General features: G+C 63.0%; 22 protein-coding genes and 1 riboswitch. Of the genes, 9 read left to right on the forward strand and 13 right to left on the reverse strand.

Going from position 1 to position 21635, the window contains the following annotated elements; genetic code table 11:
• Nucleotides 1-4: 4 nt before the first annotated feature.
• Together rpmG and CABTHER_RS04085 are read left to right on the forward strand one after the other, a co-directional pair.
• Nucleotides 5-166: a 50S ribosomal protein L33 gene (rpmG, locus tag CABTHER_RS04080; protein ID WP_014099322.1), complete on the forward strand. Its 162-nt coding sequence runs from the start codon at nucleotides 5-7 to the stop codon at nucleotides 164-166.
• A 232-nt stretch (nucleotides 167-398) separates the two neighbouring features.
• Entirely contained in the window at nucleotides 399-1049 is a 651-nt protein-coding gene (locus CABTHER_RS04085) for an STAS domain-containing protein (RefSeq protein WP_014099323.1), read from the forward strand.
• A gap of 9 nt (nucleotides 1050-1058) precedes the next feature.
• Here the strand turns inward: CABTHER_RS04085 and CABTHER_RS04090 are convergent, their stop codons facing one another.
• From CABTHER_RS04090 to CABTHER_RS15510, 3 genes are read right to left on the reverse strand one after another with little or no spacing between them, the layout of a single operon-like run.
• Nucleotides 1059-3011 (reverse strand): dehydrogenase-like protein, encoded by a 1953-nt coding sequence (locus CABTHER_RS04090; RefSeq protein ID WP_014099324.1) that lies wholly within the window; start codon nucleotides 3009-3011, stop codon nucleotides 1059-1061.
• A 54-nt stretch (nucleotides 3012-3065) separates the two neighbouring features.
• Nucleotides 3066-3500, reverse strand: coding sequence for a hypothetical protein (locus tag CABTHER_RS04095; protein WP_014099325.1), 435 nt, complete (start codon nucleotides 3498-3500; stop codon nucleotides 3066-3068).
• The gene (locus CABTHER_RS15510; RefSeq protein WP_187288415.1) at nucleotides 3497-3850 is read right to left on the reverse strand and encodes a putative quinol monooxygenase; all 354 of its coding nucleotides are present in this window, start codon (nucleotides 3848-3850) and stop codon (nucleotides 3497-3499) included. Before CABTHER_RS15510 ends, CABTHER_RS04095 begins: the two co-directional genes overlap by 4 nt.
• A 225-nt stretch (nucleotides 3851-4075) precedes the next feature.
• Here CABTHER_RS15510 and CABTHER_RS04105 point away from each other — a divergent pair, with 225 nt between their 5' ends.
• From CABTHER_RS04105 to CABTHER_RS15515, 4 genes are all read left to right on the forward strand, one after another.
• On the forward strand, nucleotides 4076-5257 hold the full coding sequence (locus CABTHER_RS04105; protein WP_014099327.1) for an acyl-CoA dehydrogenase: 1182 nt from the start codon (nucleotides 4076-4078) through the stop codon (nucleotides 5255-5257).
• A 21-nt stretch (nucleotides 5258-5278) separates the two neighbouring features.
• Nucleotides 5279-6223, forward strand: a complete 945-nt coding sequence (locus CABTHER_RS04110) for an NAD(P)/FAD-dependent oxidoreductase (RefSeq protein ID WP_014099328.1) — start codon at nucleotides 5279-5281, stop codon at nucleotides 6221-6223.
• Between the two features lie 79 nt (nucleotides 6224-6302).
• Nucleotides 6303-7721, forward strand: coding sequence for an alpha-amylase family glycosyl hydrolase (locus CABTHER_RS04115; protein WP_014099329.1), 1419 nt, complete (start codon nucleotides 6303-6305; stop codon nucleotides 7719-7721).
• Nucleotides 7722-7723: 2 nt separating this feature from the next.
• Nucleotides 7724-8566, forward strand: a complete 843-nt coding sequence (locus CABTHER_RS15515) for a methyltransferase domain-containing protein (protein ID WP_049787462.1) — start codon at nucleotides 7724-7726, stop codon at nucleotides 8564-8566.
• An 18-nt stretch (nucleotides 8567-8584) separates the two neighbouring features.
• On the opposite strand, the gene CABTHER_RS04125 is transcribed toward CABTHER_RS15515, so the two are convergent.
• Genes CABTHER_RS04125 through CABTHER_RS04170 form a run of 10 tightly spaced genes read right to left on the reverse strand, consistent with a single transcriptional unit; the run spans nucleotide 8585 to nucleotide 17676 of the window.
• Nucleotides 8585-9358: an SDR family oxidoreductase gene (locus tag CABTHER_RS04125; protein ID WP_014099331.1), complete on the reverse strand. Its 774-nt coding sequence runs from the start codon at nucleotides 9356-9358 to the stop codon at nucleotides 8585-8587.
• 48 nt (nucleotides 9359-9406) lie between these two features.
• Nucleotides 9407-10390, reverse strand: coding sequence for a P1 family peptidase (locus tag CABTHER_RS04130; RefSeq protein WP_014099332.1), 984 nt, complete (start codon nucleotides 10388-10390; stop codon nucleotides 9407-9409).
• On the reverse strand, nucleotides 10378-11232 hold the full coding sequence (gene rfbD / locus CABTHER_RS04135) for a dTDP-4-dehydrorhamnose reductase (protein ID WP_014099333.1): 855 nt from the start codon (nucleotides 11230-11232) through the stop codon (nucleotides 10378-10380). The genes CABTHER_RS04130 and rfbD overlap by 13 nt, the downstream gene beginning before the upstream one ends.
• A gap of 8 nt (nucleotides 11233-11240) precedes the next feature.
• Nucleotides 11241-13112, reverse strand: a complete 1872-nt coding sequence (locus CABTHER_RS15520) for a serine/threonine-protein kinase (protein ID WP_014099334.1) — start codon at nucleotides 13110-13112, stop codon at nucleotides 11241-11243.
• A 37-nt stretch (nucleotides 13113-13149) separates the two neighbouring features.
• The gene (cobT, locus tag CABTHER_RS04145; protein WP_014099335.1) at nucleotides 13150-14199 is read right to left on the reverse strand and encodes a nicotinate-nucleotide--dimethylbenzimidazole phosphoribosyltransferase; all 1050 of its coding nucleotides are present in this window, start codon (nucleotides 14197-14199) and stop codon (nucleotides 13150-13152) included.
• Nucleotides 14196-15134 (reverse strand): alpha/beta hydrolase, encoded by a 939-nt coding sequence (locus tag CABTHER_RS04150; RefSeq protein WP_014099336.1) that lies wholly within the window; start codon nucleotides 15132-15134, stop codon nucleotides 14196-14198. Before CABTHER_RS04150 ends, cobT begins: the two co-directional genes overlap by 4 nt.
• A gap of 57 nt (nucleotides 15135-15191) precedes the next feature.
• A complete protein-coding gene (gene purM, locus CABTHER_RS04155) occupies nucleotides 15192-16217 on the reverse strand; it encodes a phosphoribosylformylglycinamidine cyclo-ligase (RefSeq protein ID WP_014099337.1) in 1026 nt (341 codons plus the stop codon).
• 14 nt (nucleotides 16218-16231) lie between these two features.
• Nucleotides 16232-16501, reverse strand: a complete 270-nt coding sequence (locus CABTHER_RS04160; RefSeq protein WP_014099338.1) for a DUF3006 domain-containing protein — start codon at nucleotides 16499-16501, stop codon at nucleotides 16232-16234.
• A 25-nt stretch (nucleotides 16502-16526) separates the two neighbouring features.
• Nucleotides 16527-16976, reverse strand: coding sequence for a GatB/YqeY domain-containing protein (locus tag CABTHER_RS04165; protein ID WP_014099339.1), 450 nt, complete (start codon nucleotides 16974-16976; stop codon nucleotides 16527-16529).
• Nucleotides 16977-16992: 16 nt separating this feature from the next.
• Nucleotides 16993-17676 (reverse strand): DUF3386 family protein, encoded by a 684-nt coding sequence (locus tag CABTHER_RS04170; protein ID WP_014099340.1) that lies wholly within the window; start codon nucleotides 17674-17676, stop codon nucleotides 16993-16995.
• Nucleotides 17677-17911: 235 nt separating this feature from the next.
• On the opposite strand from CABTHER_RS04170, the gene CABTHER_RS04175 reads away from it, so the two are divergent.
• The 3 genes from CABTHER_RS04175 (at nucleotide 17912) to cobD (ending at nucleotide 21607) form a co-directional block, all read left to right on the forward strand.
• On the forward strand, nucleotides 17912-18979 hold the full coding sequence (locus CABTHER_RS04175; protein WP_014099341.1) for a type 1 glutamine amidotransferase: 1068 nt from the start codon (nucleotides 17912-17914) through the stop codon (nucleotides 18977-18979).
• Between the two features lie 191 nt (nucleotides 18980-19170).
• Nucleotides 19171-19375, forward strand: a riboswitch (cobalamin riboswitch).
• A 169-nt stretch (nucleotides 19376-19544) separates the two neighbouring features.
• The gene (gene cbiB, locus CABTHER_RS04180) at nucleotides 19545-20498 is read left to right on the forward strand and encodes an adenosylcobinamide-phosphate synthase CbiB (RefSeq protein WP_014099342.1); all 954 of its coding nucleotides are present in this window, start codon (nucleotides 19545-19547) and stop codon (nucleotides 20496-20498) included.
• Nucleotides 20495-21607, forward strand: coding sequence for a threonine-phosphate decarboxylase CobD (gene cobD, locus CABTHER_RS04185; RefSeq protein ID WP_014099343.1), 1113 nt, complete (start codon nucleotides 20495-20497; stop codon nucleotides 21605-21607). The genes cbiB and cobD overlap by 4 nt, the downstream gene beginning before the upstream one ends.
• Nucleotides 21608-21635: the final 28 nt, after the last annotated feature.

Here is a 21635-nt window from a genome sequence, read left to right on the forward strand (position 1 = left end):
CCCTATGGCAAAGGCAAGCAAGCGCATCAACATCAAGTTGCAGAGTTCAGCCAGTTCACATTGCTACTACACGGAAAAGAACAAGCAGAACACCAGTGAGCGTCTCGTGCTGAAAAAGTATGACCCCATTGTGCGGCGGCACGTGGAGTACAAAGAGTCCAAGTAGCGACCTCAACGGTACGGTGGAATGTGGGCAGGGCGCGAGTCGGCAGGCTGGCGCCCTCGCTGTTTTCTCTGTCCAGGGCGCTGCGGCGGGTTCACCGACGCCTTTTTCCTGCTGAAAAGGTTGACCCAGCGCATTACGCTCGCTAGTGTAGCAGTACACAAGCGAGCAACCAGCCAAGCTTTTCAAGAGCCGAACAGGGGCGTTCCCAGTTCTCCCCAACGGCACGCAAGTCATGAAATCTTCTGAAAGCGACAGCGGAGCAGGACGCCCGATTGCCCGGCGTCCGACACGTTACCGTCTGGAAAAAAAGGTCAACGGTGTGTGTGTCCTGGAAGTCGTGGGACGCCTTGCCCCCAGTACGGCGCAGGAAGAACTGACCACGCGCGTGGATGACCTCATTGCCTCCGGCCACACCAACTTTCTCATTGACCTGCGTGGCGTGAGCTACATCAGCAGCACCGGCGTTGGGGCACTCATCGAGTGCTATCACCATGCGGAACGCGCCGGTGGCAAGCTCAAACTGCTCAATCCATCGCAGGCTGTGCGGCAAATTCTCACCGTTTCCAAGCTGGACAGCGTGTTTGACATCTGGACGGACGAGGAAGCCGCCATCCGCAGCTTTGGAACAACTGGCACTGAGACTGCGCACCCGGAGGAAGACGACCCGCCGACGCTTGTCCCTGAAGCTGTCAAACGTCCTTCTGCTGCCGCTTCCGCGCCGGCGACGTCAGCCGCTTCTACCCCCAAGGCGTCTCCGGCAGCACCGGAGACGCCAGATGTCAAACCGGCACCGGCGGCTCCCCAACCACGGATTGTCAAGGCCGCTGATGCCCCGCCACTGAAGAAAAGCCGTTCACGGCGCGCCAAGCCTTCCTCTTCCTAGAAACACGGCCTAACCTGCCGCCGACAGGCCGATGACCGTGCCAAAGGCCAGGGAGTCGCGGCTGCGCAGCGCCGTTCGGACGGCCTGCTGCAGGCGGATGACTGGGAAGGTGGGGGCCCGCCCCTCGGCCAAGTCCCGGAGAAAACCCTCGAAACAAGCCCGCTGGCTGGCAGGTGACGGCGTAAGGTCTTCGCGCTCAAGGTAGCCAGCCGGTGTTTGGACGGCCAGCCGTTCACGCGGGCTTTCTGCCCCGAACGTGGCGCTGATGTGAACGCTGCTCCCGTCGGCGAGTGCCAGCGTCAGGGCAAGCGTCGTCAGGCGTTCATAACTGACTTCCTGAGCATAGAGCCGCTCCGGGACGCTGTCGGTGAAGCTCATCGCCAGCAGAATGGCTTCAGCCAGCCGGAATGTCGCCTCGGCAGAAGGTGCCGGGCAGGTGGCGTGGAAGTCATACCGCAGCCAGGACGGAGCATTTGTGTACAGCCGTTTCAATTCGGCAAAAGCCGGCGTCGTCAGCCGGGCAAAGCCAATCATCAGCGGTACGTCCTGCGCCATGGCCAGCCGGAACACTTCCTCCAGTTCGCTTTCCTCATCCGCAGGCAACTGGGTCAGAAAAAGCGGCAGCCGACCCTGCAAAACCTCACAGGCAAGACGAAAGGCGTCTCCGGTGCGTCCCAACAGCACCACGTCGGTTTTGCCGTCAGAACCCAGGGGCGACACGTCATTCGTGCCGTATTCGGCATCGAAGGCTTTCACAAGCTGCCGTGCCTTTTCCGGGGTGGGTGCCACAACGCCCGTCACGCGAACCTGTCTGGAAGGGATGAGTTCCCGCAGCGCCTCCTGTCCGGTGTCGGCAATCACGGCCAGCCCGACCATGCCGCTGAGTTTGGGGCGCGCAACGCCGACATCGAACCGGACGGTTGGACTTCCCTCAACCGTGGCCGGATAGGTGACGGCCACGGCCCGGCCCGGCGCGGCGTCGGTGCGGAGCATCTCCCGTACGGCGGCATCAATGGCATCGAAGTCATGGCGCTCGATGTCCGGGCGTCCCGGCGGAGGCAGTGCCGTCACAAAACGCAGAAAGGACTCCATGGCTGGAAGAGGTGAGGCTGCCGTCGCCAGCGGGTCCTGCTCACCGCGTCCGCCAAACCAGGTAAACTGTATCTGCATTTCCTGGGCGCGACAGGCGGCCCAGGCCGCTTCGGGCAGCATCGGCAGGCTGGCAATCAGGCGCGCCTGTGGCTGGGCCAGACTGGAAAGCCACGGCGTCAGGCGTTCGGCGGCGGCTGTGTCGGTGACAATCAACACCGGGAGGCGTTGCGCACGGGGCGGCGCGGCGTTCAGGTCACAGAGGTCGGCTCCGGCAAGCTGGCACAGCCCACGCGCCAGTCGTCCGGCCAGGTTTTGCCCGCCGACGCCTACCGGCAGTCCCAGACGCACTTCAGCCGCCTCAACGGCCCGCCAGGCAATGCCGCCCGGAAGCGCCAGCAGTGCCAGATCGTCGGGCACGTCTTCCGGGATGGCCACCAGGCGGTTCGTGGCGACAAAAACCAGCGGGCCCGGAAGGTCCTGCCCGTAGCCAACCCAGGCCACCCGCTGTCCAATCTGGAAGCCACTGCGGGGTGCAACGGCCGTGATGACGCCGACGCCGCCGTGCTCGATGCTGAAGAGCGTCACCTTGCGCGTGACGAAGGTTTCGTAAGCCTTTTTGAAGCCTGCCTGCCGAAAGGAAGACCACACCCGACGGACGAGTCCAGGCTTGGCTGCCGGCGCCAGCGCCGTCGTTTCCGTGCCGGTGCGCGCTTCAGACGCGGCCGGCCTTTCATTTGCCGCCAGCGTCGCGGCGGCGTGCAGCAGGCACTGGCTGACGCGAATCACCGCGCCGCCCGGCGCCAGACGTGGGACAGGGGTTTCAGCATAGGTGAAGCGCCCCGTGCGGGGGTCCTGAACTGGTCGTTTCATGGCAATCCAGCGCGTCAGACCTCCATCGCCGGCAGGATACGTGCCCCTCTGCCGTCAGGCATCGTCTTCGCCATTTGTGGGGTTCTGGTCGGCAAGGTAGGCTGCAATCTGCCGGGCAACTTCACTGTCCTGGAGTGCATAGCGGAGCGGTGCGTCGAGCGTCGTCAGACAGTCCGGGCAGAAACGCACGGCCAGCACGTCCAGCCGTTTTCCGCAACCGGCGCAGTGTTCCGCCAGAAAGCGCATCGTCTCGTTGGCGACGGCCTCCCACTGGGGATGGGCGTCGAAACGGTCACTGGCCAGCGCGCTCAACTGCCACACCAGCAGGGCCAGCTCACCGACTTCATGCCAACTGTCGGTGTAGCTCATGGCTGGCTCAAAGATGGATGGAAGTGTGATGTCCCGGGCGGTCACTTCGCGCAGCGTCCGCAAAAGCGCCTGCCGGTATTTGTACAGATGCTGCTTGGCCACATAGACCTGGGGATTCACGACGGCTCGGTTCCTTCTGCGAAAGGAACGGTCTCACCCGCCCTGGCCGGCCTGACGCTGTACAGGATGTCGTAGGCAAGTGGATGTTCAAGCAGTTCCCGGGCCGATTCCTGGAGGGCAGCGATGAAGGGAGAGGCAAGGTGGGTACGGAAGTTTTCCAAGCTGGTCCACACTTCATAGGACACAAAACTGGCTGGGTCATCAGCCCGCACGTGGAAGTCATAGTAGAGGCAGTGAGGATGCTGGCGGATGGGTTCGATGAGCGCGCTGACCGCACCCCAGACCTTATCCTCACAGCCTGGGCGAGCCGTAAGCCGCACCATGATGGCAACCGGGCCGTCGGGTGTCATGTCGTCTCCTTTGTGGCCTTGGGGGAGTTGTAAAGGCCCTGCCTGACCAAAGCCGACCGCCATGATGCCGTGAGGCATGAAGCCAAGCAAGTCATCAGCCATCGGCCAGGCACAACCAGTACGTCCTGGGATGAACTTTCACACTCTGATTCGGTTTTCCGACCGGCCGTGTTATACAGGAAAAACGTTGCTTACCTCACATTTGTCAAATCAAGGAGTTCTGCGATGTCTGCTGCTGCACCTGTTCCGGTGGCGTCACCTGTCCCCGCGCTGACCACCCTTTCCGAAGATGAGCGCATGTTTCGTGACAGTGTTGCCGATTTTGCCCGTGAACGCATCCGTCCGCATGTGGCCCGCATGGATGAAGAAGGCGTCTTTGAACCTGCGCTTCTCAAGCAGTGTTTTGAACTGGGTCTGATGGGCATTGAGATTCCGGTCGAGTACGAAGGGTCGGGCGGAACGTTTTTCATGGCCACGCTCGCTGTTGAGGAACTGGGCAAGGTGGACGCCTCGGCGGCGGTCATCGTGGATGTCCAGAACACGCTCGTCAACAATGCGCTGCTACGCTGGGGAACGCCGGAGCAGAAAAGGCAATACCTGCCCAAACTGGCTACAAACATGCTGGCCTCGTATGCCCTTTCTGAAGCCGGTTCCGGCAGCGATGCCTTTGCCCTGAGCTGCCGCGCCGTGGACAAGGGTGACTTCTGGGAACTCACCGGACGCAAGCTCTGGATTACGAATGCCGCCGAAGCCGGGCTGTTCATTGTCTTTGCGACGGTCAACCCGGAAGCTGGCTACAAAGGCATCACGGCCTTTCTGGTCGAACGCGACATGCCGGGCTTTTCCGTCGGCAAGAAGGAAAACAAGCTGGGCATCCGGGCGTCCTCGACCTGTGAGCTGATTCTGGAAAACTGCCGCGTGCCAAAGTCAAATGTTCTGGGAGAGGTTGGCAAGGGCTACAAGGTCGCCATCGAAACGTTGAACGAAGGGCGAATTGGCATCGGTGCGCAAATGGTTGGTGTAGCTGCCGGCGCGCTGGAGCACGGCATCCGCTATGCCAAGGAGCGGGTGCAGTTTGGCAAACGCATTGCCGATTTTCAGGCCATTCAGCACCAGATTGCCGAACTGGCCACGCACATCGAGGCTGCGCGCCTGATGGTGTACAATGCTGCCCGCCTGCGGGATGCCGGACAGCCCTTCGTCAAGGAAGCCGCCATGACGAAATGGTTTGCGTCACAGGTGGCGGAGAGTGTCACTTCCCAGGTCGTCGAAATTTTCGGCGGCTACGGCTTCACCAAAGAGTATCCGGTCGAAAAATACTTCCGCGACTCCAAGATCGGAAAGATTTACGAGGGCACATCGTTTATGCAGCTCAACACGATTGCCAAGCTGCTGCTCGCCGACTGAGCTGCGTCAGGGAATCTCACAATGGATAGCGGTGCACGGTCTGACCTGCTGATTGTGGGCGGTGGCCCGGCCGGCATTGCCGCCGCCCTGTGGGGCAAGCGGCTGGGGCTGGACCCGCTGCTGCTGGAAGCCGGTTCCCAACTGGGCGGGCAGTTGCTGCGCAGCTACAACCAGTCGGTGGACTGTCCGGGATTTTACGGACTCGTTGGCACGGACATTGCCGAGCGGCTGACAATTCACCTCATACGCGAAGGCATACGTTTTCGGACAAATGCCTTGGTGACGCAGGTGGATTGTGCCGCCCGGAAGGTCGTCGTCAATGAGACGGAAACCCTCACCGGACGCGCTCTGGTGCTGGCGCTTGGCGTCCGCAAGCGCCGGTTGGGCATCCCCGGCGAGCGCGAGTTTGCCGGCCGCGGGGTGAGTACCTCAGCCACCCGCGACAAGGGGCGCTACGCCGGCCGGGAAGTCATCATTGTCGGCGGCGGGGACGGTGCATTTGAAGAGTCCCTCATCCTCGATGAAGCCGGTTGTCGGGTGACACTCGTGCATCGCTCCGGGACGTTTCGGGCGCGTCCTCTCTACCGCGATCGCGTGTTGACGCATCCACGGATTCGCGTCATGACGCACACGCGGCTGCTTGCCATTGAGGGAAGCCAACAGGTTGAGCGCGTCATCGTGGAGCGCAGCGCACCGGGTGAAGCCCCGCGTCAGCAGGTCATCCCGGTGTCTGGCGTCTTTCTGGCGCTGGGAGTTGTGCCGGCGACCGAACCCGTTGCCGGCCAGGTAGAGCGTGACGCCGAAGGCTATCTCATCACGGACCGCCACGGGGCAACCTCCTGTCCCGGCGTCTGGGCCTGTGGCGATACAACGCGACCGCTGCTGTCGAGCCTTTCGACGGCTTTCGGTGACGGCGCTACTGTGGCCAAAGCCGCTTTTGACTGGCTTATGGCACAAAAGCAGTAGCGGCCAGGGCTGACTTTGTTTATCGTCGGCCGCATCCCCCCGCCCGCGTCCCGATTCTGCTTCTTCATCGTGGTGAGCGATGCTTTTGTATGAAATCAATGCCCGCCTCAACGGGCAACGCTTTGCCGACATCAGCGAGAGCCAGTTGGAGGAGTATGCTGCGCTTGGCTTCGATACCCTGTGGCTGATGGGCGTGTGGGCCATCGGCCCCGAAGGGGTGATGATGTCAAAGCGCCATGCCCCGGACTTTGTCGGCTCGCCCTACGCCATCAGTGACTACCATTTCAACCCGGAGCTTGGCGACGAAGCGGATTTTGCGGCGCTCCGCCGGCGCGCTCACCGCCATGGGCTGCGGCTGGTGCTCGATTTCATCCCCAATCACTTTGCCCGTGATACGCCGCTCATTCTGACGCACCCGGAATACTTCATGCACAGCAACCCGGAGTGGCGCGATGAATACCGGGATGATTACTACTGGCATCCATCAGGGCGCTGTCTGGCGCATGGCAAAGACCCCCACTTTGCCGGTTGGGAAGATACCGTGCAGCTTGATTACACCGTGGCTGGCACACGCGCCCACATGCGCGACACGCTTGTTCGGCTGGCGACCATGTGCGATGGCGTCCGATGTGACATGGCTATGCTGCTGCTGCGTGACCAAATCCGTCGGCAGTGGTATCCGCGACTGCCCCAGGAAGTCTTTGACCGCGCCATGCCGGGTGAGTTCTGGGATGAAGCCATTGCAGCGGCCAAGCGCGCCAATCCCGATTTCGTCCTGATTGCCGAGGCCTACTGGGACACTGAGCTGAAACTGCTCTCGCTGGGTTTCGATTACGCCTACGACAAGCGGCTGCTCGATTGTCTCGTGGCGCATGATGCGCCTCGTGCTGTGGCTGAACGGCTGCGCTCGGTCTCCGAACTTTTTCTCAAAAACACGCTCCGCTTTACCGAAAATCACGATGAGGAACGGGCGGCGGCGCGTCTGTCGCCGCTGGCCAATCGGCGCGCGGCAGCGCTGGTGTGCCTGCTGCCGGGTGGCGTTCTGATTCATCAGGGACAGATGGAGGGCGTCACGGAAAAAATCCCCGTTCAGCGTATCTGGCCGCTGCACCACCACAAGCCGGATGTGGCCCTTCAGACGTACTTCAAGGCGCTGCTGGACCTGGCACGACGGCCCCTTTTCCGCCACGGCCGCTATGCCCGCGCCGAGTCCAATCTGCCCCACGTGGTGAGTTTCTGGCGGGCCCACGGCACTGCGGCCGAGCTGGTACTTGTCCCCATCGGGGACGCCCCTGTGCACCTGCCCGTCACACCGTGTGTCACGCTGCCGCCACCGGCTTACCAGGTCAATCCCTATGCAGCGCGGATACGCCAACGCCCGGAACAACGGCTGCCGGTTGTAACCCGGAACGACTGCTGGGAACTGAACGCTGCGGTGCTGGCCACGGCGTTTGAAGCATTCCCGTTCGTAAGCGTCACCTTTGACGCCGAGGTTTGAATGTGAACGCCCGGCTCACGACGCTGCTCCACGCCCTGCGCTGCCCGGTATGTGCCGGCGAAGCCCTTGCCTTTGAAGGTGAGTTTGAAGGCGTGCGCCGCACCGGGACGCTTTCCTGCCGTCAGTGCAGCGCCCGGTATCCGTTGCAGGATGGAATTGCCGATTTTCTGCCGACGGGCCACCCGGCGCTGACGCTGGCCCAGTTGACGGGCCAGTGGAAGCTGACGGCAACCGTGTATGAGCGCCTGTGGCGAACCCGCGCCCTGTCGCTGCTTTCCGGGGAGGCATTTCCGCCGGCGCGCGAAATTGGCTTGCTGCTCGATGCCCTTGAACCCACTTTTGCCGAAGACGGGCTATGGCTTGATGCCGCCTGTTCGACGGGCTACTACGGACGCCCGATAGCCAAACGACTCCTGGAGCAGGGCCGGACAGCTTCGCTTGTAATTGGGATCGATCTTTCGCTGGCAATGCTGGAAGAAGCCCGCGCCTACGCCAACCGTGAGGGCGTCGCCGAAGCCATGCTCTGGCTGCGGGCAGATATGTCCGCGCTGCCGCTGGCGGAGGCCACGGTGCGGGGCATTGCCTGCGGCGGCTCGCTCAATGAGTACCGCGATGCACTGGCTGTGTTGAAGGAAGGGCGGCGCGTCCTGCAACCCGAAGTCGGACGGTACTTCGTCATGAACCAGCTCGACCCACCGCTCATCGTACGGGCGGCGCTGTCTTCCATGGGCGGGCTGACGTTTTTCACGCGCCCCAGGCTGGATGCGCTTTTTGAAGCTGCCGGGCTGCACAAGGTAACGGCCGCCGATTACGGCAAACTGGCCATCACGGTTCTGAAAGCCTGAATACAGGCAACACAGGTTTCAGGAAACGCTGGACGCCACAGCGGACTGCACTGCCACGGCATCAGGCGGAACGGAAGCAAAAAAGGCGCGCCAGTCGCTGACCGGAGGCGTGTCGTCAGAAACGATTTCCAGTGTCCTGCCGTAGGCTGTGTCCGTCCACAGCGCCTGAACGCAGACTTCGGCCACGTCAGCACGTGGAATGGAACCGCTCGAAAGGGCATCGGCCGGAGCCACCCTGATGCCTTTCTGGAGCGGAGGCTGGTTGGTCAATCCGCCCGGTCGCACGATGGTGTAGCGCAGTCCCGACGTACGAACGGCCTTTTCGGCCTTGTCCTTCATCGTGAGGATGTCGCCAAAGGGCTTCATCATAAGGCTGAACGGATTGAGCGGTTGGTTGATGAGCATCGAGGTGACGATGACGATATGTTCGGCGCCGACCCGCTTCATCGCTTCCAGCACATTGACGGTGCCACGGTTGTCCACGGCGTCAGCGCCATCCTCACCAAAACCGAAGAAGTCGGCGAGACCCTTGCCCGTATTGGCAAAGCCAACGCGCGTGCCAACACAGTTGATGACCGCCCGGACACCGCGCAGCGCGTTTTCCAGTCCGGCCGGGTCCCGGACATCCGCCACGGCCGTTTCAACACCCGGCCCGGCGACTTCTTTTAGTTTGGCTTCCGACCGGGCAATGGCGCGCACCTTGATGCCGTAGTGCTGCAACCGCGCCACAGCTTCCCGTCCAGTGCCGCCGTTGGCGCCCAGAACTGCCACGATACCTTCGCAAGTGGGCATGAACCCTGTTCCTCACACACAAAGTACGGGGGGAGGAGAGGATTGATTTCACGGGGCTGTGACCGGCGCAACCTGTGCTGCCGGAGATGGCGCAGGTGTCACGGCACGCACGACCGCTTCAGCCACGACTTCCGCCGCAAGCGTTCCCAGGCAGCCGACATCCGTTACCGTCGCCGGCAGGTCAGGCGCGGCGACGGAGACAGCAAAGAGGGTGTCACCGTCGAAGGGGGTGTGGACGGGCGAAATCGTCCGGGCCAGCCCGTCGTGGGCCATCTGGGCGACTTTTGTGAGTTCAACCTTGGAAAGGGGAACGTTGGTGGCCACGACCCCGATGGTCGTGTGGCTGGCCGGCGGCAGCGGCGAAAAACGGGTGATGCGTCCGTCGCGGATGCATGCGGCAAGGTCGGCAAAGCGGCCATCCTCCAGCCGTGCGCCGGCGATGATCTGCTGTGTTTGAGGATGCCGGACGTCGCCGACAGCATTGACAGCCAGCAGGGCAGCGACGCACACGCCGTTGGGCAGCGTGCGCTGAAAACTGCCAATACCGCCCCGTGAGGCGCGGGCAAAACCGAGCAGCTTGCCGACCGTTGCCCCTGCGCCGGCCCCAACGTTCCCTTCGGCAACCGGAGCTGTCGTGGCGGCCAGGCAAGCCTGGTAGCCCGCTTCAGCATCGGGATATATCGCCGGATCGCCGGTGTGCAGGTCAAACAGGATGGCCGCCGGGACAATCGGCACCCGCGCCACACCAACGTCAAAACCAACGCCCTGCTCCCGCAGGTAGCGGACGACGCCGGTCGCTGCTTCCAGACCGAAGGCGCTGCCTCCGGCCAGAACGATGGCGTGCACCTGGGCAACGAGGTTGAGCGGCGCCAGAACATCCGTTTCACGGGTGCCGGGCGCGCCGCCACGCACGTCCACGCCGGCTACAGCCGGGCGGTCGAAACACACGACGGTACAGCCGGTCGGCCGGCGCGTGTCGGTGAAGTGTCCGACGCGCAGCCCGGTAATGGCGGTCAGGGTCAGGTTTTCCATACTGCCAGACTTTCAGCCAAAGCGTCGCGCCAGTCGCGCAGTACCGGCAGCCCACGGGAAGCGTCCGCCGAGTGCGCCAGGACGCACGACATCGGGCGCTTTGCCGGGCGACGCAACTCGGCTTCCGTCACCCCAACCAGTGTGGCCTGGACGCGGGAGCCGAGCCATGCACGTGCCAGAGCGGCAAAATCGTACCAGCTACAGGGTTCTCCGGCGCTGACGGCATGAAACAGCCCGCCAGCGCGGGCTTCCGCCAGACAGCGCAGGTACAGAGCAACGTCGGCTGCGTAGCTCGGAAGAATGCGGTTGTCGGTGATGCCTTTGACGACGCCGGGACGGGTGAGCAGGTCGCCGATCACGCTGGCAAAGTTCTTGCCGCCGCGTCCAAAAAGCCCGGCTACCCGTACGACGGCGAAATCCGGTGAAACGCTGTGCACGGCCTGCTCTCCCGCCAGCTTGGACGCGCCATAGACCGAAATGGGGTTGGGGGGACTCGTTGGCTGGTAGGGAAGTGGGCTGGTGCCGTCAAAGACATAGTCGGTGCTGATATGGATGAAGTAAGCCCCGATGGCCCTGGCGTTTTCGGCCAGATGGCGGGGGCCATCCGCGTTGTAGAGAAAGGCGGCGGCGCGGTCGGTTTCACACGCATCCACGTTCGTCATGGCGGCGCAGTTGATGATGACAGCCGGACGGTACTGCTCAAGGCAGGCTTTCACGGCTGCCGCGCCGCTGATGTCCAGCTCGGAGCGGCGCAGAGCGATGACCTCGTAGTGCTGGTGGCAGGCTTCAGCAACGTGGCGGCCAAGCAATCCGGCTGCGCCGGTGACAAGCAGGCTGGGCATGGCGGTTGTCAGTCACGCGGACGACGTTTGTCCTTGTCGTCCTTGCCGCGCAGTATCTTCCAGACCTCCCAGAAACGGCGTTTTTCGCGCTTTTCCTCACGCCTTTCAGCTTGCCGCTCCTCAGCGCGTGGCGCGCGCGTACTTCCAGAGCTGGGTTCTGCGCGAGGTGTGGGCGGCGGCTCCGTGCGCGTGGTTTCCACAGGTGGTCGGGAAGGTGGGGGAGCGGGTGTTTCGGCGGGTGGTTGGGCTGGGCGCGCTACAGGGGCGGGCAGGCTGCTGTTTTCGTCCGGCTTGCTACGCGGGGGACGGGCCGCTTCATCCCTGACTCTTTCGGCGGCTGGCGTTGGACGACGGGCAGGGGGGGATACCACTGGTGAAGCCGCTGGAGCTGTTTCCACGGGCGGGTCGGCAGGTACAGGTGATAGCGATGGTGGAGCCGTTGGAGCAATTCCCGCTGATGGAGGGGTGGCAGGCGTGGTGGCTGGGGGTGGTTCAGTCGCAGCCGGTGGTGTGACAACGGGTTTTTCGAGGGGAGGTGTCACCGGGGCGGCAGAACGCAGCCAGCTTGTTGCCGCCAGCACCCCAAGAAGCAGCACCGCCGAAATACCGCCCACAATACCCAGCCGCTGAACTGCCCTGGAGCGCGATTCGGGGGCCTTGGCCGTGGTCACGGTCTGAACCGTGACCATCTCCGGCGCCGGTGTGGACGCCGCGCCAATGGCCAGCGTACCCGTGCCTGCTCTGGGTGTGGGAGGCGCAGCCGCCTGGCTCAGATGGGATGACAATGGGGCAGCTTGTTCGTTCGTGTCTGATGGCTTTCCGAAAACCGCTGTCCCTTCCATGGAGACTTGTGCAGCTCCAGCCGATTGGAGGCTGTTGTTTTGGAGAGTGGCTTCCCGGGAAGGACGGACCTCCTGCGCCGGGGCGATGTTGCCATCTGGTGCCTTGAATGGCGCTGGCGCCGGCAGGGACAGCGGAATGGTCGGGCTGGGCTTTGCACCGTAGGCTGCGACATACGCGGCTTCAAGCCGGTTCCACCATTCAGCCACTGAGGCCGGGCGGTCGGAAGGCTTTTTGGCCAGCGCCGCCAGGACAGCTTCTTCCAAAGCCGGGGGCAGATCGGGATTGACTTCACGCAGTGGCGTTGGCGGTTTCTGAATCTGCGCCGTGAGAATGGCGGCAACCCGCCCCCGAAACGGTGGTTGCCCAACCAGCATCTCGTAGGCAATCACGGCCAGACTGTAGAGATCAGACCGCGCATCCAGGTCCTCGCCGCTGCAATGTTCGGGTGACATGTAGGCCGGCGTGCCGACCAACTCGCCTGTGCGCGTGATGCTCGACGAGGTTTCAGCCTCTTCGAGCGTTTTGGCCAGCCCGAAGTCGAGAACCTTGACCGTGGTGCTGCCGTCATCCCGCCGCTTGAGCATGATGTTGTCCGGCTTGAGATCGCGGTGGATGATGTTGCGGCGGTGGGCAAATTCAACGGCGGCACAGACTTCGCGCAGAATCGGGAGCGCCAGCGGGGGTGGCAGTACCCCCTGTTCCAGCAGGATATGGCGTAGTCCCTTGCCCTCGACAAACTCCAGAATCAGGTAAGCGCCGCCGTCAGGAAGCTTGCCGAAATCATAAACCGTGACGATGTTGGGGTGTTCGGTGGCAGCCGCCGTGCGTGCTTCCCGGAAGAAACGTTCGAGTGAGCCTTCAACCGTCAGAATTTCCGGGCGCAGGACTTTGACGGCTACGGTCCGCTCCAGGAGCAGATGGCGGCCGCGATACACTGCACCCATGCCACCCTGTCCCAGGATGGCTTCCAGCCGAACCTTGTTGTCAATGATGCTCCCTACCAGGGATGACTCGGACGCCGTATCGGGCTGGGGCATAGGTCTGGCTCACATGTTTGGTTGGGGTTGCGTGACTTTAGCCCATCTGGGCCTCAGCAAAGGTCACCATGCCTACGTGCAGGCTACATGCTGCATCGAGAATTGAAAATGCCAAAGCCGCACCGCTGGCTTCACCCAGACACAGGTCAAGCTGCAAGAGCGGTGTCACTCCGAGCAAATCAAGCAACACCTGATGCCCCGGCTCGGCCGAACGATGCCCAAACACCATAAACTCCCGCGCCGCCGGTGCCAGAGCGACGGCCACGGCGGCGGCGGCCGTCGAAACGTATCCGTCGGCAACGGCTATGAGTCCTTCAGCCGCGCACCCCAGAAACGCCCCACACATGGCGGCCAGATCAAGCCCCCCAACGTTCACCAGGATGTCGTACGGAGCATCGGGGCGCAGGCGATGGCGTTCGAGGGCATGCCGGATGACATCCGCCTTGTGCGCGACGCCTTCCGGTGAAAGTCCGCTGCCACGGCCTGTCACCAGTTCGGGTGGCTTGCCGGTCAGGGCCGCCGTGACCGCGGCCGCCGCCGTCGTGTTGCCAATGCCCATTTCACCAATCGCCACGGCCCGGATGCCCCGTTGACGAAGTTCGGACACCGTTGTGTAGCCGGCGTGCAGGGCGGCGTCGCATTCCTCCGGCGTCATGGCCGGTTCGTGGGCAAAGTTGCGCGTCCCACGGCGTACCTTGCTGTGCCGGATACCGGACATGTGCGAAACATCGGCGTCAATGCCGACATCACAGATGACGAGTTCACTGCCGGTGAGTCTGGCGAGAACAGCAATCGCTGCCCCGCCGCCGATGAAGTTGTGCAGGTGCTGGTGGGTGATCCGTGTTGGAAACGCATTGACGCCTTCGGCACAGATGCCATGGTCGGCGCAAAAAACCACAATTGCCCGTGGCCGGGACTGTGGGGTTTCCGTCGCCTGAATGGCAGCTATCCGGGCTGCCAGGGTTTCCAAGCGGCCGAGACTGCCCGGCGGTTTGACAAGGCTGGCCTGCCGCACTGCTGCCTTTTCTGCCCAGACCGGCTGCGGTGGATGGATGTTTTCCAGAAGACTTTGCCACCAGTGCGTCATGACAGCGTACCGAAGGCCCGGCGCAGCGCGGCTGCCGATTCATCGAGGGCGCGGGAAGCGTCGTCAAACAAGCCCGTCAGCGCGAAAAAGCCGTGCAGCATGCCGGCATAGCAGGAAACCGAGGTGGTCACACCGGCGGCTTCAAGGCGCCGGGCATACGCTGTGCCTTCGTCCCGCAGGGGGTCGTACTCAGCCACGATGATGTGCGCCGGAGGCAGCCCGGACAGGTCTTTTTCAAAGAGCGGTGAGAGATAGGGATGCCGCCGGTCCTGGTCGGCCGGGACGTAGTGGCGCAAAAACCACTGCATGGTTTCTTTCGTCAGCAGGTAGCCTGTGCCGTAAGCCTCATAGGACGGTTGGCTGTGGGTGGCATCGGTCACAGGATAGACGAGCAACTGGAACACCGGCAGCTTTCCCTTGCGATTGCGCGCCATCAGGGCGGCCACGGTGGCCAGGTTGCCGCCAGCGCTGTCGCCCGCAACGGCAATCCGCGCCGGATCGCCGCCCAGTTCGGCCGCGTGGGCGGCCGTCCATTGCAGGGCGTCGTAAGCGTCAATGGGCGCTGCCGGGAAGGGATGTTCCGGGGCCAGCCGGTAGTCCACCGAGACCACCAGCGTCGGAGTCCGGTTGGCCAGAATGCGGCAGACGTTGTCGTGGCTGTCGAGATTGCCAATGACGAACCCGCCGCCGTGGAAGTAGAGCGTGATAGGCAACGGCTGGTCGCTCGGCGGCGCGTACAGGCGAACGGGAATTTCAGCCTGGCTGCCCGGAATGCGCCGTTCCTCGATGCGGGCCACAGGTTCCGGCGGCCCGGCCAGGGCCCGGAGCGCGAGGAACGACGCCCGCGCCTGCTCCGGCGTCAGCGTCCACATGGGCGGATTGCCCAGCGCCGCCATCTGGTTGAGAAAAGCTTCTGCCTGTGGATGCAGGGGCATCGGATACACCTCCGCTGCCAGGCGTGCGCGTTGTTCCCGCCCGGCTCAAGTCAGCTCTCACGTCAGCCGCACCGTCTGATCGCCGGCGATGATCTGTCCAATCGTGAAGACTTCATAGCCGCGCGCGCGCAGGTTTTGGGAAACGGCCTCGGCGTCGCCTGCGGCCACGACCAGCGCCATGCCAATTCCCATGTTGAATACCCGGTGGCTTTCTTCTTCAGGAAGCTGCCCCAAGGCGACAAGGTGGGAAAAGACCGGCAGGATGGGCCAACTCCCGCGCCGAAGTTCCACCGCACACCCTGCGGGCAGGATACGGGGCAGGTTGTCGAGCAGACCGCCACCGGTAATGTGCGCCAGCCCTTTCACCTGTCTGCTGCCGAGCAGAGGTTCGAGCGCCGGCAGATAGCACTGGTGCGGTTTGAGAAGTTCTTCGGCCACCGTACAGCCTAGGGCTTCAACTTGGGTATCGGTTTCGTAGCGCGCCGTCTCAAAAAACAGTTTCCGCGCCAGGCTGTAGCCATTTGTGTGCAGTCCCACTGAGGGCAGTCCCAGTACGACATCGCCGGGGCGGATGGTTTTCCCGTCAATGATGTGGGGACGGTCCACCCAGCCGACGATGAAGCCGGCGATGTCATACTCGCCATCGCCGTAGAAACCGGGCATTTCGGCCGTTTCGCCGCCGATGAGGGGGCAGCCGAAGTTGCGGCACGCCCGGGCCAGTCCGTCCACAATCGCGGCCACAATGCCAGGGGCCAGCCGCCCGGTGGCAATGTAGTCGAGAAAAAACAGCGGGCGCGCGCCCTGAACGAGAATATCGTTGATGCAGTGGGCCACAAGGTCGTAACCCACGGTGTGGTGAATGCCGGTCAGAAAGGCGATTTTGAGCTTCGTGCCAACGCCGTCGGCGCTCGCCACAAGCACCGGGTCAGTGGCGCCGGCAAAGGTCGGGCGAAACAGTGCGCCGAAGCTGCCGATGTCACTGAGCACCTGGGCGTTGAACGTCGTCTGTGCCAGGTGGCGGATGCGGCGCTTGGCTTCCTGAGCGGCCGCCAGATTCACGCCGGCGTCACGGTATGTCACCACGGTGGTTTCTCCATTCAGAGATAGAAATCTTTCTGGTCCGGGTCCTGGCCCTGGGTCAGTTCGCGGAGCAGAGCTTTGACTTCGGCCTGGGCGCGCAGACGGGCGTCCTCATCGAGCGTGAAGGTCACACGCAGGTGATCGCCTTCGCGCAACCCGGCCGGAAGCAGGCTCACCGGACAGTCGAAATACACCCGGTCGTTGTCGTGGAGCACAAGCCGGGCAAGGCCCTCGGTCAAACTGTCCACGACGAGGTGGCAGGCGCTGGAAGTTGCCGGATCGTCCATGGGTATCGGCCTTTCAGATAATGGCTTAGGCGGAGAGTTTGGCGCGCACGAGGTCATTGACGGCTTTCCCGTCGGCGCGGCGTCCGGCCAGCCTGGCCATGACAGCTTTCATCACCCGGCCGATGTCCTTGGGTGAACTGGCTCCGGTTTCGGCAATGACAGCCGTGACGATGGACTCCAGTTCGTCAGCGCTGACGGCCGCCGGCAGGTAGCTTTCCAGAAGTTCCAGTTCGGCCTGTTCCCTGGCGGCCAAATCTGCGCGCCCGCCCTTGGCAAAGGACTCGGCGGCTTCCCGGCGCTGTTTGATCAGGGTCGAAAGCAGCGCCATGACTTCGGCATCGTCAAGCTGGTGCTGCACCTCGATTTCCTGTTTCTGGAGCGCCGCCTTCACCATGCGCAGGGCTTCGAGGCGGGCGGTGTCCTTGGTTTTCAGCGCCGTGGTGAGGTCGGCAAGCAGGCGTTCACGAAGCGTCATACAGGCTCAATCAGACTTAATCCGCCAGCAGGGTAAGGTCATGCAGTTCGATGGCGCGAACCGTCGTGATGCCTTCCTGGTTGGTTTCGATGATACGGATGAAAGTGGGCAGGTGGATGCCGCCAACGAGCGCGTAGTGTTCCGTGTACTGGGCCACGCCCGAAAGCCGGCCGGTTTCGGGATCGAAGTAGGTCACAACGTAGTGCCTGGGCAGGTTACGCCCGTCTTCAGTGATGACCACGTCAAGCGTGGTGATGGTGAAGCGCGAGCCGTGCATCTGCCGGCAAACTTCGGTGATGACGCCATCCTGAATCCGGTAGCTGGAGCCGAGCGGGTCGCCCTCGAACACGATTTTGACCCCCAAGGCATTGTCCTCGCCTTCGGCAATGAACACGGGATAGTTGGTCGGCACGGGCATCCCGCCGCTGCGCTCCAGCCGGTGCGCCAGGTTCATCGCCAACACCCCGCGCAGCCACTCCAGGCTCTCCTGGCTCGCGCCGGGAAGGTCAAGGGTGATGTCGCGGATGGTTTTCAGCGTGACGTGGCCGGTGAAGGTCTGGCTGCCTTCACGGAAGGTCACGGCTGCCATAAAACCGTGAAACTGGTCATCCGGGAAGGTGGCCCGGCGGGCACGCGCGTCTTGCAGCAGTGTTTCGGCCGTTGTGGAAGTGGCGTCGGGTACGGTGACAGAAACAGCCATGGTACGTTATCTTGAAACGGGTTCAGGTTTTTGAGCCGGCGAAGGGAGATGCGTCCAACAGCATACCCAGCACGGCCGTGGTCGTGCAATCCCGCGTGCGGTCAGGATGATGGATGCAAGGTGTGTATTTTGACAAACCTTCGGCGGATTGGCTACGGTAAGCGAATACGGTTTGATGTTGGTTGTCCATGGTTCCCCAACGGCGTCCCCGTGACGAGGAAAGGACTGTGTTTCTATGGCGCGACAGTGGAAAAACTACTGTGAGTTCGAGCCTATCGTGCAACGCATCGAGCACATGCGGGTGCTGGTGCTGGATAATCTCATCGCCTGCATGTCTGACCTCAACGAGAAAGCGAAGGACGAACCCAACTTCGATGCCGAGGCGTGGGTTGCCGAAGAACGCAAGATCGCTGGATTCGCCATCGGAAACATCACCCAGAACATCAACAACCTGGTTGTCAAGCCACACTGGCTGGTGGTCCGCCTCAATGAGCTGACGGATGCCCGGGTCGCCGATTTTGACCCCGATGCCATCATCATCAGCGGCACGCTGCGCGACTTTGATCTCTACAATCCGAAACTCATTGCCAACCTGGAGTCCTTTCTGCAGCGCACGACGGTTCCCGTGCTGGGCATCTGTGGCGGACATCAGATTATGGGGCAGGCGTTTGGCGTCCGGGTGGTGACGTTGGACGGTTTGAACCCGTGGGAAAAACGTACCGAGCGCATGCGGGAGTACCAGTATTACCTCATCCACGTCCTGCGCCCACAGGACCCGCTGTTTGCCGGTATTTTGACCGAACGTGGGCGGCGGCTGCCGAAAAACACCCTGCGGGTGTGGCAAAACCACGGGCTGATGCTGGAGCGCGTGCCGCCCGGATTTTCGTTGCTGGCCAAAAGTGAGCTGACCCGCAACCAGATTATGGTCAAGCGCGGCGACGGGCAGTTGCTCTATGGCGTGCAGTTTCACCTCGAAAAATCCTTCGAGGACTGGCGCAAGCTGCCCAGCCCGTGGGAACACCGGAACGAAAGCCGGGACGGACGGCGGATGTTTGAGAACTTTCTCATCGAGGCGCTCAAACACCGTGGTAAGGCGGATTTGGTACACGAGAAAGCCATTCTGCCGGCGCCGGTTGTCCAAACCCAGCCTGCCCAGCCGGCCTATGCGGTTGCGGCGAGCGGGCAACGGCTCAACGGGTATGGCAGTTCCGGGAAAGCGCTTCCGCCAGCGCGTCCGGCGGCGGAAGTCCCCACGCCGGAAGCTGAAGGCGAATACATTGCCGACCGCCTGACCGGCCTCTGATGCCGGCCATTTTCCTGACCCGGTTCCTGATTCCGGGTCATCGCTGCCCAAGGCATTTCCACGCCGGGGCCGAAAGCGGTATCTGCACCGTTCCTTCCCGTGTGCGTACCGGCCACACGTTCAAGCTGGCTCTTGCGTCCGTCTGTTTCTCTTGCGTCCGTCTGTTTCAGGATATAGCTTGTCCGCAGAGTAAGGTTCTTTTGGTTTTGGGTGCCCGTTGCTTCAAGCAAGCGAACGGGATAATAGGGAAGCGGGTGCAAATCCCGCACGGTCCCGCCACTGTGACGCCAACATCAGGTTTCGCGCCATTTCCTCAGTGAGCCACTGCGCACCAGCGTGGGAAGGCGCGGCGCGAAACGGCGAAGTCAGGAGACCTGCCCAAAGCCACGCGCACGGAAAGCTTCTCGCGGAAGGAGCTGCGCGGCCAACAGTCTGCCGACCGGCGTCCGTTTCGGGCGCAGGTTCTTCGTCTGTTTGCTTTCCAGTGCGTGCGACTGAAGTTGCCGGGGCTTTGACGCCCTGACTGGCTTGGCCCGTCTTGTCAACGTGGGCCACGGAAGCGTTGATGTCGCCGCTGTTCCTGATTGCCGCTTACACCCTTGACCGCCTCATTGGCGATCCGCCGTGGCTGCCTCATCCCGTACGCTGGATGGGACGCTTCATTGCCATCGGCGAGCAGGGACTGCGCCCGTTGGCCACAGGGCCGGCAAGCCTGTTTCTGGCCGGAACCGGCTTGTCACTGGCGCTGGTGGGTCTCAGTTATGGCGGCAGTTGGCTGGCTTTGCGCAGCCTGTGTGCCTGGTCGCCGACCTTTGGCGCCATGGTCATGGTCTATCTGGCCGCCACGACGCTGGCGACCAAAGACCTGCTGGATGAAACCGCCACGGTCGTTGACCGTCTGCTTTGCCATGACCTGCCCGGCGCGCGGGCGCGGGTGGCACGGATTGTCGGACGCGATACTGCCGAACTCAGTGAAAGCGAAGTCTGCCGGGCAACGGTGGAAACACTGGCCGAAAGCGCCTCGGACGGCATCATTGCGCCCTTGTTCTATCTGGCTGTGGGCGGCGTTCCGGCAGCGCTGGCCTACAAGGCCATCAACACCCTCGATTCCTGCATCGGTCACAAAGACGAACACTACTTCTGGTTTGGCAAGTTTGCAGCGCGGCTGGATGACCTTGCCAACTGGCTTCCGGCGCGGCTGACGGCGCTGCTGCTGGTGGTGGCCGCTGCACTTGGCGGCGCGGACTGGCGCGGCGCGCTGTCCACGTGGCGGCGGGATGCGCACCGCCACGCCAGCCCGAATGCCGGACATCCCGAAGCCGCCATGGCCGGCGCGCTCGGCGTCCGCCTGGGCGGCCGCAACACCTACGCCGGCGTTCCCCACGTCACACCTTTTCTCGGTCAGGCTCTCCGTCCGCTGGATATAGTCGCTGTTGAAACGGCGCGGCGGCTCGTGGCCCGGGTCTCCTGGCTCGGCTTCGCAGCGGCGCTCATCTTCAGCTTGGGAGGGCCCCGATGAATCCTTCTCCGTGGTTACTCGCACATGGTGGACGTGTTTTCGAGGCGGCGCAGCGGTGGGGCATTGCGCCGACGGAAGTGCTGGACTTCAGCGCCAGTCTCAATCCCTGGGGGCCGCCGGCTTCCGTCAGGTCGGCGGTGGCGCAGGCGGACTGGACACATTACCCCGACGACACGGCGCTGCGCGCCAGCTTTGCGCAACGCCATCGGCTCGATCCGGCAGCCGTCGTGGTTGGCAACGGCGTATCGGGACTGCTTTTTGATGCCTTGCGCATCTGGCGTCCCCGGCGCGTCCTGCTGCTGGAACCTTCCTTTACCGAGTACCGCCGGGCGCTCGTGGCCGTCAACGCCTGTCTCGTCACCTGGCCGCTGCGTGCTGAAGACGGTTTTCAGCCCAACTTCGGGCAGCTTGGGCCGTTCATCCGCGAAACGCGCGTGGATACGGTCCTGCTCAACACACCGCACAACCCAACCGGCGTCGCCTATCCGCCGGAGCACCTGCTGGAGTTCGTCCGTACCGTGGCCCAGCACAGCGTACGGGTCGTGCTGGACGAATCCTTCGTGGATTACCAGCCCGAAAACTCGCTGATTCAGAAAGCCGCCAACCTGCCCAACGTCGTCGTCCTGCGTTCGATGACAAAGTTCTACACGATGCCGGGCTTGCGCGTCGGGGTCGCCGTTGCCTACCCGCCGCTGGCGCAGGAGTTGCGCCGTCAGACGGCCGCCTGGCCCGTCGGCGTACCGGCGCTCGAAGCAGCCCAAGCCGCCCTGGCCGATGAGGATTTTGCTTCCCGGACGCGCCTGCGTACCGAGTGCGCCCGGCGCACCTTTGCCCACGCCCTCGATGAACTCGGCTGCACGGTGTTTCCCAGTGCGGCCAACTTTTTGCTTCTCCGCCTGCCACGCGGCACAGGGACGGATTTGGCCCGCTGGCTGGAACCACACCACGTCCTCATCCGCCGCTGCACGGATTTTGTCGGTCTGGACGACCGCTATGTGCGGGTTGCCGTCCGCGACGATGCCGCCAACGCGCATCTGGTCGCCCTGCTGGTACGCTGGCTTGAGGAACGACGGCAGGCGGAGTTGACCAGTTCACAAGATTCCCGGTGAGTACCGGAAATGAAATGAAAGGAAAAAC

It is taken from the genome of Chloracidobacterium thermophilum B, from assembly GCF_000226295.1.
GTDB classification, from domain to species: Bacteria; Acidobacteriota; Blastocatellia; order Chloracidobacteriales; family Chloracidobacteriaceae; genus Chloracidobacterium; species Chloracidobacterium thermophilum.

Coding starts and splice junctions, on each gene's coding strand:
- rpmG (WP_014099322.1), top strand. CDS start 5: ATGGCAAAGGCAAGCAAGCGCATCAACATCAAGTTGCAGAGTTCAGCC.
- CABTHER_RS04085 (WP_014099323.1), top strand. CDS start 399: ATGAAATCTTCTGAAAGCGACAGCGGAGCAGGACGCCCGATTGCCCGG.
- CABTHER_RS04090 (WP_014099324.1), bottom strand. CDS start 3,011: ATGAAACGACCAGTTCAGGACCCCCGCACGGGGCGCTTCACCTATGCT.
- CABTHER_RS15510 (WP_187288415.1), bottom strand. CDS start 3,850: ATGACACCCGACGGCCCGGTTGCCATCATGGTGCGGCTTACGGCTCGC.
- CABTHER_RS04105 (WP_014099327.1), top strand. CDS start 4,076: ATGTCTGCTGCTGCACCTGTTCCGGTGGCGTCACCTGTCCCCGCGCTG.
- CABTHER_RS04110 (WP_014099328.1), top strand. CDS start 5,279: ATGGATAGCGGTGCACGGTCTGACCTGCTGATTGTGGGCGGTGGCCCG.
- CABTHER_RS04115 (WP_014099329.1), top strand. CDS start 6,303: ATGCTTTTGTATGAAATCAATGCCCGCCTCAACGGGCAACGCTTTGCC.
- CABTHER_RS04125 (WP_014099331.1), bottom strand. CDS start 9,358: ATGCCCACTTGCGAAGGTATCGTGGCAGTTCTGGGCGCCAACGGCGGC.
- CABTHER_RS04130 (WP_014099332.1), bottom strand. CDS start 10,390: ATGGAAAACCTGACCCTGACCGCCATTACCGGGCTGCGCGTCGGACAC.
- rfbD (WP_014099333.1), bottom strand. CDS start 11,232: ATGCCCAGCCTGCTTGTCACCGGCGCAGCCGGATTGCTTGGCCGCCAC.
- CABTHER_RS15520 (WP_014099334.1), bottom strand. CDS start 13,112: ATGCCCCAGCCCGATACGGCGTCCGAGTCATCCCTGGTAGGGAGCATC.
- cobT (WP_014099335.1), bottom strand. CDS start 14,199: ATGACGCACTGGTGGCAAAGTCTTCTGGAAAACATCCATCCACCGCAG.
- CABTHER_RS04150 (WP_014099336.1), bottom strand. CDS start 15,134: ATGCCCCTGCATCCACAGGCAGAAGCTTTTCTCAACCAGATGGCGGCG.
- CABTHER_RS04160 (WP_014099338.1), bottom strand. CDS start 16,501: ATGGACGATCCGGCAACTTCCAGCGCCTGCCACCTCGTCGTGGACAGT.
- CABTHER_RS04165 (WP_014099339.1), bottom strand. CDS start 16,976: ATGACGCTTCGTGAACGCCTGCTTGCCGACCTCACCACGGCGCTGAAA.
- CABTHER_RS04170 (WP_014099340.1), bottom strand. CDS start 17,676: ATGGCTGTTTCTGTCACCGTACCCGACGCCACTTCCACAACGGCCGAA.
- CABTHER_RS04175 (WP_014099341.1), top strand. CDS start 17,912: ATGGCGCGACAGTGGAAAAACTACTGTGAGTTCGAGCCTATCGTGCAA.
- cbiB (WP_014099342.1), top strand. CDS start 19,545: ATGTCGCCGCTGTTCCTGATTGCCGCTTACACCCTTGACCGCCTCATT.
- cobD (WP_014099343.1), top strand. CDS start 20,495: ATGAATCCTTCTCCGTGGTTACTCGCACATGGTGGACGTGTTTTCGAG.